The organism is Streptomyces profundus (genome assembly GCF_020740535.1).
Lineage (GTDB): Bacteria > Actinomycetota > Actinomycetes > Streptomycetales > Streptomycetaceae > Streptomyces > Streptomyces profundus.
Genome location: NZ_CP082362.1, coordinates 5,168,808 through 5,184,377, shown reverse-complemented (window position 1 = coordinate 5,184,377; position 15,570 = coordinate 5,168,808). Strand labels below are relative to the sequence as shown.

16 protein-coding genes are annotated in these 15,570 nt (G+C 70.3%); 4 read left to right on the top strand and 12 right to left on the bottom strand.

Annotated features, from left to right (window positions below; all coding sequences use genetic code 11):
- Both mmsB and K4G22_RS22915 read left to right on the top strand, forming a co-directional pair.
- Nucleotides 1-1,230, top strand: coding sequence for a multiple monosaccharide ABC transporter permease (gene mmsB / locus K4G22_RS22920; protein ID WP_228082228.1), 1,230 nt, complete (start codon nt 1-3; stop codon nt 1,228-1,230).
- Between the two features lie 112 nt (nt 1,231-1,342).
- Nucleotides 1,343-2,500: an aldose epimerase family protein gene (locus K4G22_RS22915; RefSeq protein ID WP_228082227.1), complete on the top strand. Its 1,158-nt coding sequence runs from the start codon at nt 1,343-1,345 to the stop codon at nt 2,498-2,500.
- Nucleotides 2,501-2,845: 345 nt separating this feature from the next.
- On the opposite strand, the gene K4G22_RS22910 is transcribed toward K4G22_RS22915, so the two are convergent.
- The 6 genes from K4G22_RS22910 to K4G22_RS22885 form a co-directional block, all read right to left on the bottom strand.
- A complete protein-coding gene (locus K4G22_RS22910) occupies nt 2,846-4,231 on the bottom strand; it encodes a condensation domain-containing protein (protein ID WP_228082226.1) in 1,386 nt (461 codons plus the stop codon).
- Between the two features lie 337 nt (nt 4,232-4,568).
- Nucleotides 4,569-5,006: a PIN domain-containing protein gene (locus K4G22_RS22905; protein WP_228082225.1), complete on the bottom strand. Its 438-nt coding sequence runs from the start codon at nt 5,004-5,006 to the stop codon at nt 4,569-4,571.
- Entirely contained in the window at nt 5,003-5,230 is a 228-nt protein-coding gene (locus tag K4G22_RS22900; RefSeq protein ID WP_228082224.1) for a hypothetical protein, read from the bottom strand. Before K4G22_RS22900 ends, K4G22_RS22905 begins: the two co-directional genes overlap by 4 nt.
- Nucleotides 5,231-5,275: 45 nt before the next feature.
- Nucleotides 5,276-5,566: a hypothetical protein gene (locus K4G22_RS22895; RefSeq protein ID WP_228082223.1), complete on the bottom strand. Its 291-nt coding sequence runs from the start codon at nt 5,564-5,566 to the stop codon at nt 5,276-5,278.
- 627 nt (nt 5,567-6,193) lie between these two features.
- A complete protein-coding gene (locus K4G22_RS22890; RefSeq protein ID WP_228082222.1) occupies nt 6,194-6,379 on the bottom strand; it encodes a DUF397 domain-containing protein in 186 nt (61 codons plus the stop codon).
- Nucleotides 6,366-7,169, bottom strand: a complete 804-nt coding sequence (locus K4G22_RS22885; protein WP_228082221.1) for a helix-turn-helix domain-containing protein — start codon at nt 7,167-7,169, stop codon at nt 6,366-6,368. The genes K4G22_RS22890 and K4G22_RS22885 overlap by 14 nt, the downstream gene beginning before the upstream one ends.
- Before the next feature lie 165 nt (nt 7,170-7,334).
- Between K4G22_RS22885 and K4G22_RS22880 the strand changes: the two genes are divergently transcribed.
- Both K4G22_RS22880 and K4G22_RS22875 read left to right on the top strand, forming a co-directional pair.
- Entirely contained in the window at nt 7,335-7,718 is a 384-nt protein-coding gene (locus K4G22_RS22880; RefSeq protein WP_228082220.1) for a hypothetical protein, read from the top strand.
- Nucleotides 7,715-7,999: a hypothetical protein gene (locus tag K4G22_RS22875; protein WP_228082219.1), complete on the top strand. Its 285-nt coding sequence runs from the start codon at nt 7,715-7,717 to the stop codon at nt 7,997-7,999. Before K4G22_RS22880 ends, K4G22_RS22875 begins: the two co-directional genes overlap by 4 nt.
- A gap of 75 nt (nt 8,000-8,074) precedes the next feature.
- Here the strand turns inward: K4G22_RS22875 and K4G22_RS22870 are convergent, their stop codons facing one another.
- From K4G22_RS22870 to K4G22_RS22845, 6 genes are all read right to left on the bottom strand, one after another.
- On the bottom strand, nt 8,075-8,593 hold the full coding sequence (locus tag K4G22_RS22870; RefSeq protein ID WP_228082218.1) for a hypothetical protein: 519 nt from the start codon (nt 8,591-8,593) through the stop codon (nt 8,075-8,077).
- A gap of 10 nt (nt 8,594-8,603) precedes the next feature.
- Complete coding sequence (locus K4G22_RS22865) at nt 8,604-10,304, bottom strand: PHP domain-containing protein (protein WP_228082217.1); 1,701 nt, start codon at nt 10,302-10,304, stop codon at nt 8,604-8,606.
- A gap of 240 nt (nt 10,305-10,544) precedes the next feature.
- Complete coding sequence (gene arfA / locus K4G22_RS22860; protein WP_228082216.1) at nt 10,545-12,068, bottom strand: arabinosylfuranosidase ArfA; 1,524 nt, start codon at nt 12,066-12,068, stop codon at nt 10,545-10,547.
- Between the two features lie 195 nt (nt 12,069-12,263).
- Nucleotides 12,264-13,115 (bottom strand): carbohydrate ABC transporter permease, encoded by an 852-nt coding sequence (locus tag K4G22_RS22855; RefSeq protein ID WP_425336738.1) that lies wholly within the window; start codon nt 13,113-13,115, stop codon nt 12,264-12,266.
- Complete coding sequence (locus K4G22_RS22850; protein WP_228082215.1) at nt 13,112-14,059, bottom strand: carbohydrate ABC transporter permease; 948 nt, start codon at nt 14,057-14,059, stop codon at nt 13,112-13,114. The genes K4G22_RS22855 and K4G22_RS22850 overlap by 4 nt, the downstream gene beginning before the upstream one ends.
- Nucleotides 14,056-15,393, bottom strand: coding sequence for an extracellular solute-binding protein (locus K4G22_RS22845; protein ID WP_228082214.1), 1,338 nt, complete (start codon nt 15,391-15,393; stop codon nt 14,056-14,058). Before K4G22_RS22845 ends, K4G22_RS22850 begins: the two co-directional genes overlap by 4 nt.
- Between the last annotated feature and the right edge of the window lie 177 nt (nt 15,394-15,570).

The window sequence follows — 15,570 nt, the reverse complement described above, 5'->3', positions numbered from 1 at the left end:
ATGAGCCGGACCACGCTCGAAAAGGACACGCCCGACAGGGACACCGGCGGGCCCAGGGCGGTGGCCGCCCAGTTGCTCGCCGCGCTGCGCAGCAATATGCGGCAGTACGGCATGTTGATCGCACTGGTGCTGCTGCTCGGGCTCTTCCAGGTGTGGAGCGAGGGCGACATGCTGTTGCCCCGCAATGTCACTAATATCCTGCTTCAGAATAGTTACATTCTGATTCTGGCCATCGGCATGATGATCGTGATCATCAATGGCCATATCGATCTGTCCGTGGGGTCGTTGGCCGCGTTCACCGGGGCCGCAGCAGCGGTGATGATGGTCGACCACGACATTCCCTGGCAGCTGGCGCTCCTCGCCTCGCTGCTGATCGGGGCGGTGGTCGGCGCCTGGCAGGGGTTCTGGATCGCCTATGTCGGCATCCCGTCCTTCATCGTCACGCTCGCCGGGATGCTGCTCTTCCGGGGCGCCACCCAGATCCTGCTGGACGGCCAGTCGGTGGCCCCGTTCCCCGAGGGGTTCCAGGACCTCAGCCAGGGGTTCCTCCCCGAGGTCGGCCCGAACACCAACTACCACAATCTGACCATCCTGTTGGGCGTGTTGGTCTGCGCGGTCGCGCTCTTCCAGGAGTGGCGCGCCCGGCAGCAGGCGCGCGCCTACGAACTGCATGTGCTGCCGTTCCAGATGTTCGTCCTCAAGTGCGCCGCGATCGTGGCTGCGGTGCTGGCGTTCACCCTCACCCTGGCCAGCTACCGGGGTGTGCCGGTGGTGCTGCTGATCCTGGGCGGGCTGCTGGTGGCGCTGGGCTTCGTGATGCGGAACGCGGTGGTCGGCCGGCACATCTACGCGCTGGGCGGCAACCGGGCCGCCGCGCAGCTGTCCGGGGTCAAGGACAAGCGCGTCACCCTGCTGGTCTTCGTCAACATGGGCGTGCTCGCCGCGCTGGCCGGCTGCGTCTACGCGTCCCGGCTCAACGCGGGCACGCCGGGCGCCGGCAACCTCTTCGAACTGGAGGCCATCGCGGCGGCGTTCATCGGCGGTGCGTCGATGAGCGGTGGGGTAGGCACCGTGCTGGGCGCCGTGATCGGCGGACTGGTGTTGGGCGTGCTCAACAACGGGATGTCGCTGGTCGGTATCAGTCAGGACTGGCAACAGGTGATCAAGGGCCTGGTGCTGCTGGCCGCCGTCGGCTTCGACGTGTGGAACAAACGCAGAGCCAGCTCCTGAGCGGCGCCCCGGCCGGGGAGCCCGGGAAACCTTGGAAGAATCGTTCAACCGCACCAAACGGGACAGACAGTCAGTCATACCTTCGGCAGACGATCAGAAGGAGACACCTTCGATGACCACCTCTCGACGAGCCGTGATCGCCTCGGCCGCGGCGGCCGGGTTGACCGCCGCCACGGTGGGCCGCGCCTCCGCCAGTGAGCCCGGCGGTGCGCACGGCGGTGAGCCGCCCCGTGCGGAAACGTTCGGCCGGCTGGCCGACGGCACCGAGATCCAGCGGTGGACCCTCTCGGCCGGCGGTGTCCGACTCGGCGTGCTGAACTTCGGCGGGATCGTGCAGAGCCTCGAAGTCCCGGACCGGGACGGCGAGTTGGCCAATGTCTCGCTGGGCTTCGGCGAGCTGGGGCCCTATCTGGGCGACTCCCCCTACATGGGCGCGCTGATCGGCCGCTACGGCAACCGGATAGCCGCCGGCCGGTTCACCCTGGACGGCACCGAGCACCAGGTGCCGGTCAACGACGGGCCCAACAGCCTGCACGGCGGCACGACCGGCTACGACAAGCGGGTCTGGGACGTCACCCCGCACGGCAGGTCGGGGCTGACCCTCCACTACACCAGCCCCGACGGCGAGATGGGCTACCCGGGCGAGCTGGATGTCACCGTCGCGTACACGCTCACCGACGAGGGCGCGTTCCGCATCGAGTACACGGCGACCACCGACGCGCCGACCGTGCTCAACCTCACCAACCACACCTACTTCAACCTGGCGGGCGAGGGCAGCGGCGGCATCTACGACCACAAGCTGAGCCTCAACGCCGGCCGCTTCACCCCCGTGGACGAAACCCTCATCCCCACCGGGGAGTTGGCCTCCGTCGGCGGCACCCCGTTCGACTTCCGCCGGGGCAAGACCATCGGCGAGGACATCAGGGAGAGCCACCAGCAGATCCTCTACGGCCAGGGGTTCGACCACAACTTCGTGCTGGACAAGGGCGGCACCGCGCGGCCCGAGCGGATCGCCCAGGTCTACGAACGCGGCTCGGGCCGGCTGATGACCGTCTCCACCACCGAGCCCGGCGTCCAGTTCTACAGCGGCAACTTCCTGGACGGCACGCTGGTCGGCACCTCGGGCCGCGCCTACCGCCAGGGCGACGGCCTCTGCCTGGAGACCCAGCACTTCCCCGACTCCCCCAACCAGCCCGACTTCCCCAGCACCACGCTGCGCCCGGGCGAGACCTACCGTTCCACCACGGTCTACGCCTTCGGCACCCGCTGAGGCGGCACCGCCGCCGCTGAGCGGCGCCGCCGAGCCGCCCGCGCCCCCGGCCCGCGACGGGCCGGGGGCGCGGGCGGCTCAGGCGCGGGGCGTCCCCTCACCGGGGGGAGGCGCCCAAGTGTCGGGGGACGTCCGTCTCTCGCCGAGCGCGCAGGCGCGCAGGCGCGCAGGCGCCGGGAGCGTCCGAATCCCACCAGACGCCGCCGGAGGCCCACCCATCTCCCGACAGACGGGCGGGCCCGGGATGCCCATCCCGCACCAGGCACGCCACCACACAGACACCCGAGACATCCGAACCCCACCGAACGCGCAAGCGCCGGGGGCGTCGCGTCTGCCGCCGGAGGCTCACGTCTCCCGCCCGGCGACCGAGGCGATCAGCTCCCGTAGTGCCTCCGCGTAGCGGCGCAGGTTCTTGTGGGCCACATCGGTGTCGGGGAACCGCGAGGCGAACCGCAGGCCCTCGTGCAGCCTGGACACCCACACGCACACCTGGGAACCGTAGGAGACCCGGACCAGCCCATAGGCCCGCAGCTCCGCCCAGTGCGCGGAGAGCGGCATGTCCCGGGTGTCGGCGAACGAGACGAAGGAGCACGGATCGGGCGAAGCCCGCTGGAAGTCGGGCCCCAGCAGCGCGATCGCCCGGGCGATCGGCACCCGCGCCAACGGCCGGTTCGTCCGCAGCTGCGCGCGCACCGTCTCCAACGCCCCGCGCAGATCCGTGGCCGCCGCCACCGGCACCTCGATCGGCACCCCGCCCACGAACCAGCCGACCGAGTCCGCCCAGTGCGACCTCGTCCGGGTGTGGAACGGCACGATGGTGCGATACACCTCCGCCTCGCCGAGATCGCGCAGGATCAGCGCGGTGGCGGCCAGCACCCCGACCAGACTGCCGCCGTAGGGCCGGCAGTACGCCTCGAACGCCACCGCCTCCGCGTCGCCGACCAGCGGCTCGGAGAGAAACCGCTGCGGCGGCATCGGCCCGTCCTGGTCGATGCCCAGATCGACGGGGAACGGCGGCATCGCGCCCCCGCACCGCCGGATGAACTCCCGCCACCGCGCCACCGTCGGATGGCCGCCGTCGATCGCGTCGGCCCGACCGCGCTCGTCGGCGCAGAAGTCGACATAGCTGGCGGCGGACGGCAGTCGGGCGGCCCGCCCGGCGAGCTCCGCCGCGTACAGCTCGTGGATCTCCGCCGGGATGCGGTAGATCGAGCCCGCGTCCACGTTGCTGTGGTCGAACGCCAGGAGGACGCTGCTGCCCTCCTCCCGGACCACCGCACTGAAGAGGAAGTTCGGCCAGACGAGCGCGTCCGCCGTGCGGTCGAAGCGCCGTTCCAGATGGCGCGCGAGCGCCGCGCCGTCCGTGAACTCCCCGACGTCCGCCCTCTCCAGCGCCACCGCGCCGGCGTCCAGGGTGAAGCGACGCACCTCGTCGCCGACCCAGCGGAACCCGCTGCGCAGCGTCTCGTGGCGCAGCGTCCAGGCGTGGAGCGCCGCTTCCAGGACTCCGATGTCCACCCGGCCCGGCAGGTCGAACGCGGTGCCGAGCCAGTTCGGCACGGACAGCCCTTGGTCGCGGACCGAGCGGGCCGACCGCAGATGGAACTCCTGAACATAGGACGGTGGTCGCGGATCCTCCGGCAGACCGCACGCGGCCTCGACGGTCGTCGCCGCCAACGTCCACTCCACGAGGCGCCCGGGCCGGATCTCGCAACGCTGGATGTCGGTCATTCGCACGGGGCTCTCCGTTCGCCGGCCCGGGGACGCGGGCGACGCAGGGTGGGGGTCGGATGAACTGGGCGCGCGGCGGCGGTCGACGGCGATGCCGTGGGGAACGGCTCAGCCGTGGGGAGTCGACGCCACCGGGCCCGCCGCCGGCCGATGCTCGTCCGACATCGCCCGGCGGCCTGCCCTGACCAACGCGCCGACCCCCTCCCGGTCACGCGACGGCCCCCGATCCCCGGGCGGCCCACTCGTCACGGACCGCCGGGGAGGAGCGGGCCGCGGACGCGGGAGCACGCCTGTCACCCGCCCGCGGTGGCTCGCGGGCGGGACTGAACGCCCGGACTCAGGGCAGCAGTTCGACCTCGATGGCGGGATAGAGGGTGCGCAGCGGCTCCGGGCTGGCCGTGATCACCGGCCACTGCCTGGCGGCGGCCAGATAGGCCACATGCCCGGGCGTGGTCGCGGCCGGGCGGTGCGCGGAACGCAGAATGCCGGAGCCGACGGCGTGCGCCTCGTCCAGCGGCGCGAAGGCGACCAGCGGGAAGCGCATGATCGCGGTCAGCGCGTCACGGCCGTGCGGATGCAGATCGGCCGAGGCGTCGGCGACGCAGGTGGCCGGCGCCAGCAGCGGGATCACCTGGCGGTGGGCCGTGCTGAGCAGCGCCCGCATATAGCGGCTGCCCTGGGCCGCGGCGACCAGCGCCGTGGTGTCCAGGATCCGTCCCCCTATGGTGGCGCCGCCCGCTCCGTCTCCGCCGGTTCCTTCACTCTCCCCCGTCACGCGACGCCGAGGGCGCGGTCGGCCCACTTCTGATGCTCGTCGCCGGGGGGCAGATCACCGAAGAGACGCCGCAGCGTCTCGTCCACCTCGGCGGTCTCCTCCTCGCGGCGGAGCAGCTCCTGGATATGCCCGGAGACGCTGGGAATCCGGCCGGCGGCCTCGGCCGCCTTGAGCCGCATCAGCTGATCCTCGGGCAGCGAGATCGCCGTTTTCCGCATGGTCATACTTCAGTAGTACCACGGCGTGGCCTCGCCGGCCAGAGGCTGACGTCAGGTACCCGGCGGGGGCATGCCCTCCCCCTCCGCCGACGCCTCGGCCGAGGCGTCCGCCTCGCGGCGCAGCTGGCAGCTGAGCTCGCCCTCCCAGGTGTCGACGAGCACCGTGTCCCCCGGCCGCGGCCCATGCTCCTCAAGCAGCGCGTCCACCTCGGCCCCCAGCCTGGCCGGCTGCGCCGCGTCACTCCCCAACAGCGCCCGCGCCGCCTCCGTGCTCTCCAACCGCAACCCCCGCTCCCGCAACCGCTCGGCCTGCCGCCGCAACGCCGTCTCCACCACCGTCACCCGCTCTCCGCCTCGGATGTCCCTCAGATGCCCACCCTTTCCACTAGACCCCCGCCCGGCCCGCCCCGCAACGCGGCCTGCTTGTCCGAGTAGGTCGCGAGACGCTCCGCCGAGTATTCGGCGAGGGCGAGGCGTGAGCTACGAGGTCATTTGGGAGCCCGCGGCCCTCGTCCAAGCCGAGTGCCGCCGGGAAGGGCGTGCACGGCCAGGCCGGTGGCCGGGGTACGGCTACGACGTGCGGTCTACGTGGCGCGCCGTCGCCCGGCCGCGGGTGGTGGCGAATACCGCCAGGGCGGCTCCTACGGGAGGGAGGCTCCCGGGCGGCTCGGTTCGCTGTCGATCGGCGCCCGGGTCCGGCTGCCGTGCCCCACGGGCGCGGGGACCGCGCCTCCTCTTGGGACGACCACCCGGCGGGGGTGCCCGTGGCGCGCACCCGGCTGCGCCGGGCCTGCCAGCGGCGCCCACGCCCGTCCCGCCCGCTCGCCCTCGCTGGCCGCCCCGCCGTGTGCACCGCGGGCGGCGGGTGGCGGGTGGCGAGGGCCTTCCGCCATTTCCCCCGGTACACGCGAGCATTTCTGCAACCCCCCGTGGAATCATTCTCCACAGGGGGCTACTTGTTGTTCGGGGTCAGCTCTTGGCCATGTCCAGGAACCTGGCCCAGGCCGAGGCCGAGACGCTGAGGATGGGACCTTCAACGACCTTGGAATCACGAACAGGCACCACCCCCGGAACGTCATCTCGAACTTCCAGGCACTCTCCACCCTGGTTTCCGGAATACGAGGACTTCCGCCAAATCGACTCAGTCGTCTTCATTCGGCATTTCCTTTGCGAGTTTCTTGACGAGTTGGATGGACTTACTTGGGCTCAACGCTTCCGCCCGTAGTCGATCAAAGGCCACCCGCAAGAACTCTACCTGGTCTTCGCTGGTAGCCATCTGGCCACCAAGCGCCGTATCCGTGTAGGCCACGGTGCGTTGCTTGGGCAGCTCCAACAGGATGAACGGTTCCGTCGCCGGGGGAGCCCCGGCCGTGCGGCTGAGAACTTGCAGGGTGACTTTTGGCATCCGTGCCGCTTTTACCAGATGCTCCAGTTGCGCCTTCATTACTCGCACCCCGCCAATATGGGGCACTAGGGCAGATTCGTGGATGATTGCCCAGATTTTAGGGGGATTCCCCCGAGCGAGTAAGTCCCGTCGCGCCATGCGATTTTCGACCTTCTTTTCGGTCCACTCCTCTGGCGCGTCAGGATGCCCAGCTCGGAACAGTGCACGGGCGTACTCGGGGGTCTGGAACAGACCCGGGATCGACCACATCGCGTGGGCCAGGATGACCCGCGCTTCCGCCTCCATTTTTGCGAACGGCGCGAACCAGCTCGGGTGACCTCGCTTCACCAGGCGCTCACGCTGCCGCTCGAACCGGCCGTCAGTGCCCAACACCAGGTCGCACTTCTGCGCGAAGTCCTCAGAGGGGATGAGCGCCCCGTGCTCAATCTTTGAGATGTAGCTCTGACTGAACCCTGTACCAGTGGCGAACTGGCGTTGGGATAGGCCAGCGCGCTCCCGTGCCTCCTTGATCTCCGCCCCGAAGTATTCCAGCTCACTCATCACCCCGGGCCCCCCTTCATCATTCAACGCTGCTACCAGCCCTTTTGTCTCTGTGGGGATCGACTTCAGCCAGGTTGCTGAGTCATATGTGGGTATCATCCCCAACTTTCGGTCGCGGTATGTGCTGTTCTGGCTCCCCCGCACTCCGACCCCCAGGGAGCTGCCTTGACCGATCTGACGCCCCGTCTCAGCGCCGCCGGCGACCAGCGCGACGTTGAGCCCGACGACACCGACCCGGCGCGAATCGTGGCCGAGTTGGCCCGCGCCCTTGCCGCTCCGAGAGAGCGACGAACGCAGCGAAAGAGGTCGTGGATGAGTCACGGCTGTGACGGCTGCGGAACGATGCGTGGCGAGATGGTCCATGTGGGCTACACGCTGAACACAACGGGTGCTGGGCTCCCGAAGTACGCCTGTAAGCGCTGTTACGCGGCGTTCCAGGCTCGATGCGCCGAGGAGAACAAGGAGCTGGCCAACTTCCAGTTGCCCCCGCCGCGCGAGGGCGCCAAGCCGCTCAGGACCACCCCAGACCACAGGGAGGCAACCGCATGATGATCTACCTGCCGACGGATGAAATCGATCTGGAATTTGACCAGGAAGACCCCTTGGGCCTGGTCGCTGCGACCGAAAAGGCCGTGCGTCGCCACGGGGTCACGTTGACCGACGTCGGTGTTGATTCGCGGTACCTGGACATGTATCTGTCCTCAACCGACAAGGTGGTGATCGAGCTTGGCGGATGCCGGGGAGACGGGCTCCGGAAGCTCATCAGGGCCCTGAACGCCGCCCCGGTGGAAGACGAGCCGGCCAGCGAGGAGACGGCGCGGGCCAGTTGAGCCCGACCCCCTGACAGCCGCACCCACACCGGTCCGCCCGGTCCTGGTGTGGGGGTGGCTGCCGGACCGGGGAGCTCAAGGCGTGCAGCAAGGCTGGGGGTCGGGGAGGTAGCCGTGGCGGGCGGGGGCCAGTTGGAGGGTGAGGAGGTCGTCGTGCCAGGTGGGGCGGAGGTGGCCTCGGGTTTCGAGGCGGGCGGCGGGGTCGACGGGCGTGCCGCCCAGCGCGGTGACCCGTTCGATCGCCGTGGTCGCGAGGAGTTCGGCGACCGTCAGGGTCGGCGGCAGGTCGGACCAGCCGGGGAAGAGGACCACGCGGCCCCCTCCCCGCCGCGCCGCCGCCGCGTCCGAGCGGTGCGCCTCCGCGCCGAGCCGCTGGTCGCGCCAGGCGACCGAGAGGTCGCCGCCGCCGAGGCGGCGCAGCGCCGCGTCGACGGAAGGCTCGTCGGGGAGGCCGAGGCAGAGGCCGAGACGGCCGGGGGCCACCCGCACCGTCTGGCCGAACGCCCCTGCGGGAAGGGGGAGTTCGGCCGCGAGATGGTGCAGCCGGTGGTCGGCTTCGGCGTTCGCCCGTGCCCGGCGGCCAGGCCGATCCACTCGGACGGTCTCATTCGGGCAGGACCCAGATCGGGTTGGCGTAGAACCAGAGGTCCTCCCACGGGTCGGCGTCCCCGAGGACGTCCAACGCGGGCCCGGCCGGGTCGATGTTCGCGCCGCCCAGGCCGACCTGGCTCCGCTTGCCGTCGGTGCCCCGCACCCGCACATAGGCCGGCTCGGAGACGCGGCCCAGATCGTAGGTGAAGGTGACGGTGCCCTCGGTCTCGTCGACGTCGAAGGACTTGACGACCCGGGTGTCTGGGGCGTGGAAGGTGTCGCGGTCGGAGGGTTCGCCGGTGACCGCGCCCCTGATCACGTCGACGCGGGCCAGCCGGGGCAGGAACGTCGCCCAGTTGGGGGTGTGGGCCAGTTCGATCTCAAGGCGCAGTTCGACCTTGGTGCCGCGCCGCACCAGCAGCGTGTCGCCCAGGGTCACCGACCGTCCGCCGCCGCGCAGTTGGGCGTCGAAGCCGGCGATCAACCCGCCGTGGTCGACCCAGACCCGGCCACGTCGGATGCCCTCCATCACCGCCGCGTAGGAGAAGTCCGTCGAGCCGACATGGGTGCGGCTGTACTGGCCGGGCCAGAAGTCGCCGGCGGACAGGTTGAGTCCGGTGCCGGCGTAGACGGGGTCGTCGTGGTAGCCGTTGGTGTCGAAATCGGAGCCCTCGGGGCGGGCGGAGGCGTCCGCGTAGTTGGCGTGGGAGTCCGAGTTGGCGGAGATCCACCAGGGCTTGCCCTCGGAGAGGAGGCTGTCCCACAGCCCGCCCACGGTGGCCGTCATCCAGTCGAACCCTCCCCAGGTGCGGTAGCTCTCGGCCGGGTAGCCGGGGAACGAGTTGGGTCCTGGGCTGCCGGCGTAGTAGCCGCGTCCGCCGCCGGGGCCGTGGGGTTCGGCGATGCCGGCGGCCTGGTGGCCAGGCGCGCCCTCGAAGCCGACGGCGATGCGGGGTTGCGCGTCGCGCCAGCCACGGATCTCGTGCGGGGAGTCGACGCCCTGCCGCGCTGGGTGGTTGGCCAGCATCAGCGCGTCCTGGACCTTGCGCCGGCGGACCTGTTCGGCGAGGAAGTCGAGGCCGGCGATGGCGAGCGCCTCGTTGGCCGGGCTGTTGCCCGACGCGTTGTTGACGCTGCCGTCGTAGTCAGTCTCGAACTGCTTGAGCACCCGCACCTCGTCGCGGCCCGGGTGGACGAACACCGTGCCGTGCTCGGCGGACGGGATGTTCCACTCCAGGCCCTGGAAGACGAGGGTGTCGTCGTGGGTCTCGCGGGCCGCCCGGATCTCGGGGTTGACCTTCTCGACGCCGATCCGGCTGTGGTTGACGCTGCCGTGGTCGGTGATGACCATCCAGTCGAGACCGAAGCGGGCGCCGTTGCGGACCTGGTCGCCGACCCGGTACATCCCGTCGGAGCTGAACTGGGTGTGGATGTGGTGGTCCCCGGCCAGCCAGCGCAGCCGGCGGCCCCCGCCTCCGCCGCGCCCGGCGGGGCCGACGGCGGCGGCCGGCGTCGCGGCGCCCGCGACGAGTCCTGCCCCGGCGATGCCGGCGCCCAGCAGTCCGGCGCTGCGCAGCATGCCGCGTCTGGACAGCTGGGCGGGGCTCAACTCGGCGTCGGGGACGGCCAGATCGAGCGCCTCGGGCAGTGGCCCCGACTCCGGGTCCGCCGCGCCGTGGTCGTGTCCGTGGTGGTGATGGTGTCCGTGTGCCATGCCTGATCCGCTCCCGGCTGTCCGTTGACGTGGCCCGCCCGCCGTGCGGGCGGACACCCCGATCGAGGGCACTCTTGGCGGGTCATATGAACGCCGGATGAGAAGCAGGGGTCACCAACACGCCCATCGAACGGCTGTTTTCAGACATCTGTTACGAACGGTCACACAGAGGGGAGCCCGCCACCGGCCGTGCGTCGAGGTCACGGGCGGTGGCGGGCGGTCTTGGGGCCGGCGGGCGGGTCAGGCGAGCCGGAACACGTTCCAGGAGAGCGGTTCCAGGGTGGCCTTGAGGACGCCGTCCGCGAGGGTGGCGCCGGTGCCGGCGTGCGGGGCGACCCGGTCGGGGTCGTCGGCGGTGTTGCGGGCGTCGGGGTCGGCGTCGGCGAGCACGCTGTGCTCGACCAGCTCGGTGAGGCCCAGGTTGTTCAGCGCGACCTCAAGGGGCAGCTCGCTCTCCCGCCCCCGGTTGACGGCGAAGACGGTGACCGCCCCTGTCTCCTCGTCGCGCACCGCCGTGGCGTGCAGCAGATCGACCTCGCCGTACTTCGCGGTGGTGTGGGTGGGGCTCTGCGGGCGCACATCGAGCACGGTGCCCCGGCCGTGGCGGGACGCCTGGGCGAACGGGTGGAAGATCGTCTGCCGCCAGGCCGGGCCGCCCGGCACGGTGGCGATCGGGGCGATCACGTTGACCAGTTGGGCCTGGCAGGCGACCTTGACCCGGTCGGCGTGGCGCAGCAGCGCGATCAGCAGCGAGCCGACCACCACGGCGTCCGTCACCGTGTAGTTGTCCTCCAGCAGCCGGGGCGCCTCGGCCCAGTCCTCGCTCGGGGGCTCGTCGCTGAGCTTGGGGCCGCTGCCGTCCTGGTACCAGACGTTCCACTCGTCGAAGGAGAGGTTGATCCGCTTGTCCGACTTCAGCTTCGCGCCGACATGGTCGGCGGTGGCCACCACGTTCTCGATGAACGACTCGGTGTCCACGGCGGAGGCGATGAACGAGTCGACGTCGCCGTCCCGGGGGTAGTAGTAGGCGTGCAGCGAGATGTGGTCCACCAGGTCGTAGGTGTGCTCCAGAACGGTGGACTCCCAGGCCGCGAACGTGGGCATCGCCTGGTTCGAGCTGCCACAGGCGACGAGTTCGACGTCCGGGTCGATCTGCCGCATGGCGCGCGCCGTCTCGGCGGCGAGCCGGCCGTACTCGTCGGCGGTCTTGTGCCCGGTCTGCCAGGGGCCGTCCAGCTCGTTGCCCAGGCACCAGAGCCGGATGTCGAACGGGTCCTTGTCCCCGTGGGCGGCCCGCAGGTCGGAGAGCGCGGTGCCGCCCTGGTGGTTGGCGTACTCCTGAAGCTCGATCGCCTCGCCGACGCCCCGGGTGCCGAGGTTGACCGCCATCATCGGGGTGCCGCCGACCTTGCGCACGAAGTCGACGAACTCGCTGAGGCCGAACCGGTTGCTCTCGGTGGACTTCCAGGCCAGATCCAGGCGGCGCGGACGCTCGTCCCTGGGGCCGACCGAGTCCTCCCACTTGTAGCCGGAGACGAAGTTGCCGCCCGGGTAGCGAATGGCGGTGACGCCCAACTCCCTGACCAGCTCCAGGACATCGGTGCGCAGCCCGGCCTCGTCTGCGCTCTCGTGGCCGGGCTCGTAGACGCCCTCGTAGACGCAGCGCCCCAGATGCTCGACGAAGGAACCGAAGATCCGCTCGTCCACCGGGGAGACGGAGAACGCGGGGTCGAGGGTGAATCGGGCGGTGTGCTCAGAACTCATGCGGGTCCCTGCTCGCTCACGGGGTCGGACGGTCAGACGGGTGCGCGATCGATCGGGCACGTTCGACATTTCGTACCGCGATCGCAACTTCGAACAAAAATCTATGGTCGGAACGATCCCCCGTCAACGGGGTACCGGGGGATCGTTCCCACCTTTTCCGCGCGGCCGGGCGGAACGGTCGCCTCGGGAGGGGCCTCACTGACCGGCGATGCCGGTATGTGCCACACCTCGAACGATCTGCCGCTGGAAGAAGACGAACACGATCAACAACGGAAGCGCCGCCAGCAGGGCCCCGGCCATCAGCTGTGCCCAGCGGATGCCGAACGACGACTGGACGGTGGCCAGACCGACCGGCAACGTGGCCAGATCGGGATCGGTGGTGACCAGATAGGGCCACATGAAGTTGTTCCAGGAGGCGATAAAGGTGAAGATCGCCACCGCCGCCAACACCGGCCGGGAGAGCGGCAACACGATCTGGCCGAAGATCCGCCACCGGCCCGCGCCGTCGATCCTGGCGGCCTCCTCCAACTCCCTGGGCACGCCCTGGAAGAACTTGTACAGGATGAACACCATCGCCGGCGCCGACACCTGCGGCAGGATCACCCCCCAGTAGGTGTCCACCAGGCCCATCGTCCGCACATTGGCGAAGAGCGGCGCGGTGATCACCGTGCCCGGCACCATGATCCCGGCCAGGGTGATCCCGAAGAGCACCCGGCGGCAGCGGAAGTCGGTGCGCGCGAACCCGTAGGCCGCCAGCGCCGACACCACGACCGTCAGCAGGGTCACCCCGGTGGAGACGATCACCGAGTTCACCAGCCACTTGGGGATGTTCCCGTCGCCCAGCACGCTGCGGTAGGCGTCCAGGTTCATGTTCGACTGGATCCACCTCAGCGGCAGCTTCTGGGTGTCGCCCTCCGGCTTGAGCGAGGTGGACAGCGCCCAGCCGAAGGGCACCAGCCAGAGCGCGGCCAGCAGCGCGCCCAGCGAGGTCAACACGATCTGCCCGGCGTTGCGGCGAATCCGCTGGGCCAGGGGGAGTGCGCTCAACGGATGTTCTCCTCACGGTTCCTGACCAGCCACAGCCGCGCCAGCGTCACGACGACGATCAGCAGGAAGACGATGTACGAGATGGCCGAGGCGTAGCCGATCCGGTAGCCGGTGAAGCCCTGCTGGATGATGTACTGCACGACCGGCCGGGTCTCGTTGTTCGGCCCGCCCTCGTTGATCAGGAAGATCTGGTCGAAGACCTGGAGCGAGGCCAGGATCTGGAGCACCAGGATCAGCCCGGTGATGGTGCGGACCATCGGCACGGTGATGTGCCACATCCGCTTCAGCGGCCCGGCGCCGTCCAGCGCCGCCGCCTCGTAGAGGTGGTTGGGGATGGACTGGAGCGCCGCCAGATAGAGCAGGAAGCTGAAGCCGACCGTCCACCACAGGGTGGCCAGGACCATCGAGAACATCGCCCAGTCGCCTTCGAGCAGCCAGGGCACCCGGTGGTTCAGCGTGTTGTTGAGCAGGCCGAAGTCCGGCTCGTAGAGCCAGCGCCACAGCTCGGCGAGCACCGCCGACGGCAGCAGGAACGGCGCGAAGAAGGCCAGCCGCCAGAACCACTTGCCGCGCTTGATGTTGTGGGCGAGCAGCGCGAGACCGAACGCCGTCACCACGATCAGCGGGGTGATCATCGCGGTGAAGCGGAGCGTGTTGCCCAGCGCGTCCCACATCTCGCCGTCGCCAAACGCCTCGCGGTAGTTGCCCAGGCCGATGAACTCCGTGTTGATACCGGCCAGGTTGGTCTCGTTGAGGCTGTACCAGAGCCCGGAGACCAGCGGCCAGACCAGGAAGAGGGCGTAGACCAGCAGGAACGGCGCGACAAACCAGCCGCCGTGCTGGAAGACGCGCCCCAGCCTGGCCCTCGGGCCGCCGCCGTCCGCCGCCCCAGGGCGCCGGGAACGGGTGGGCGCGGGCGCCGCGGCCGTCACCGGGGGTGTCATGCGGGGCTCCCTTCCCCGAAGGGGTTACGGGTGTTGATCAGCTTGCGCAGCGCGGACCTGACGCCCCGCACCCCCTCGGCCGGGCTGACCGAGCCGAGGGCGGCGGCGGAGAGGTGGACGCCCACCTCGTTCTGGCCGCGCGACGAGGTGCCGAAGAACCAGGCGGGCGGGTCGAAGGCGGCCATGTCCATGGCCGAGCGGTACTCCGCCTGCGGCTCCATGGCGAGGTACTCCGGATCCTCCAACACCGGGAGGTAGGCGGGCACATGGCTGGCCTCGGCCCAGGAGACGCTGTTCCGCACCAGCCAGGCGATCAGCCGGTGCGCGGCCTCGTTGGCGCCGCCGCCCCGGCCCCGCTGGTGGGGCAGCACCAGGCAGTGGGACTCGGCCTGGGTCGCCGGGGTGCCGAAGAGCGTGGGGTAGGGCGTGGCCCCGTAGTCGACGCCGGCGTTGTCGAAGTCGACCACCAGCCAGTTGCCGAAGAGCACGAACCCGCCGCCGTTGACGAAGTACCCGACGAGGTCCTGTCCCGGGATGGCGTACTCGTCGGCGACCAGCCGCGCCATCAGGGCCAGGACCTCCTCGGCCCGGTCGTCGTCGAGGGTGATCCCGGTGCCGTCCTCGCTCAGCATGGTGCCGCCGGTCTGCTGGTACAGGCCGAGGAAGGTCCACCAACACTCGCCCGACATCAGGGCGTTCCACCCCAGCGGCGACTGGCCGATGACCCCGCGCACCTCGTCCAGGGCGGCCAGGAACGTGTCCACGCCGGTCAGTTCGACCAGCCGCCCCTGGCCGTCCAGCAGCCCGGCGGCCGCACAGGCCGGGCGGTTGTAGAAGCAGAGCGAGGCGTGCACGTCCAGCGGCAGCCCGTACAGCTCGCCGTCGACCATCGCGCGGTCCCAGAGGCGCGGGTTGAAGTCCTCCCGGTGCACCCCCTCGGCCGCCAGGAGCACCGGGTCGATCGGGTCCAGCAGCCGGCCGGGGGCGAAGCCGGCGAGCCGGCCCAGATGCAGCACCCCGACCTCGGGCGCCCGTCCGCCTGCCCCCGCCATCGCCAGCTTGGTGTAGTAGCGGTCGCCCCAGGCGAGGGTGGTGTCCTCGACGGTGAGCTCGGGGTACTCGGACCTGAAACGATCCAACATAGCGCGCATATTGGCCCCGTCCCCGCCGCTGAAGAGGTTCCAGAAGCGGATCCGGCCGTCGCCGCCGGCGAGCGAGGCGGGGGCGGCGCAGGCCCCCAGTGGACCGAGGGTCGCGAGGGCTCCCAACCCGGTCGCGCCCTGGAGCAGCCGGCGCCGTCCCAGGCGCGGCGGCGCGGAGAAGTCGTGGACCATGAACACCTCTCGTTCGACATACCGGATACCGATCGGCTATTCGAACGGGAAGGTAGAAGGCGAGAGGGAGGGCGGTCAACAGTTGGGACAGAACTGACGCGATCTCAGCAACGAGGGGAGCGCCGGGACACGCGTCCCGACGCTCCCCCAGGCCCTGGGAGGTACCCCCACCCCGAG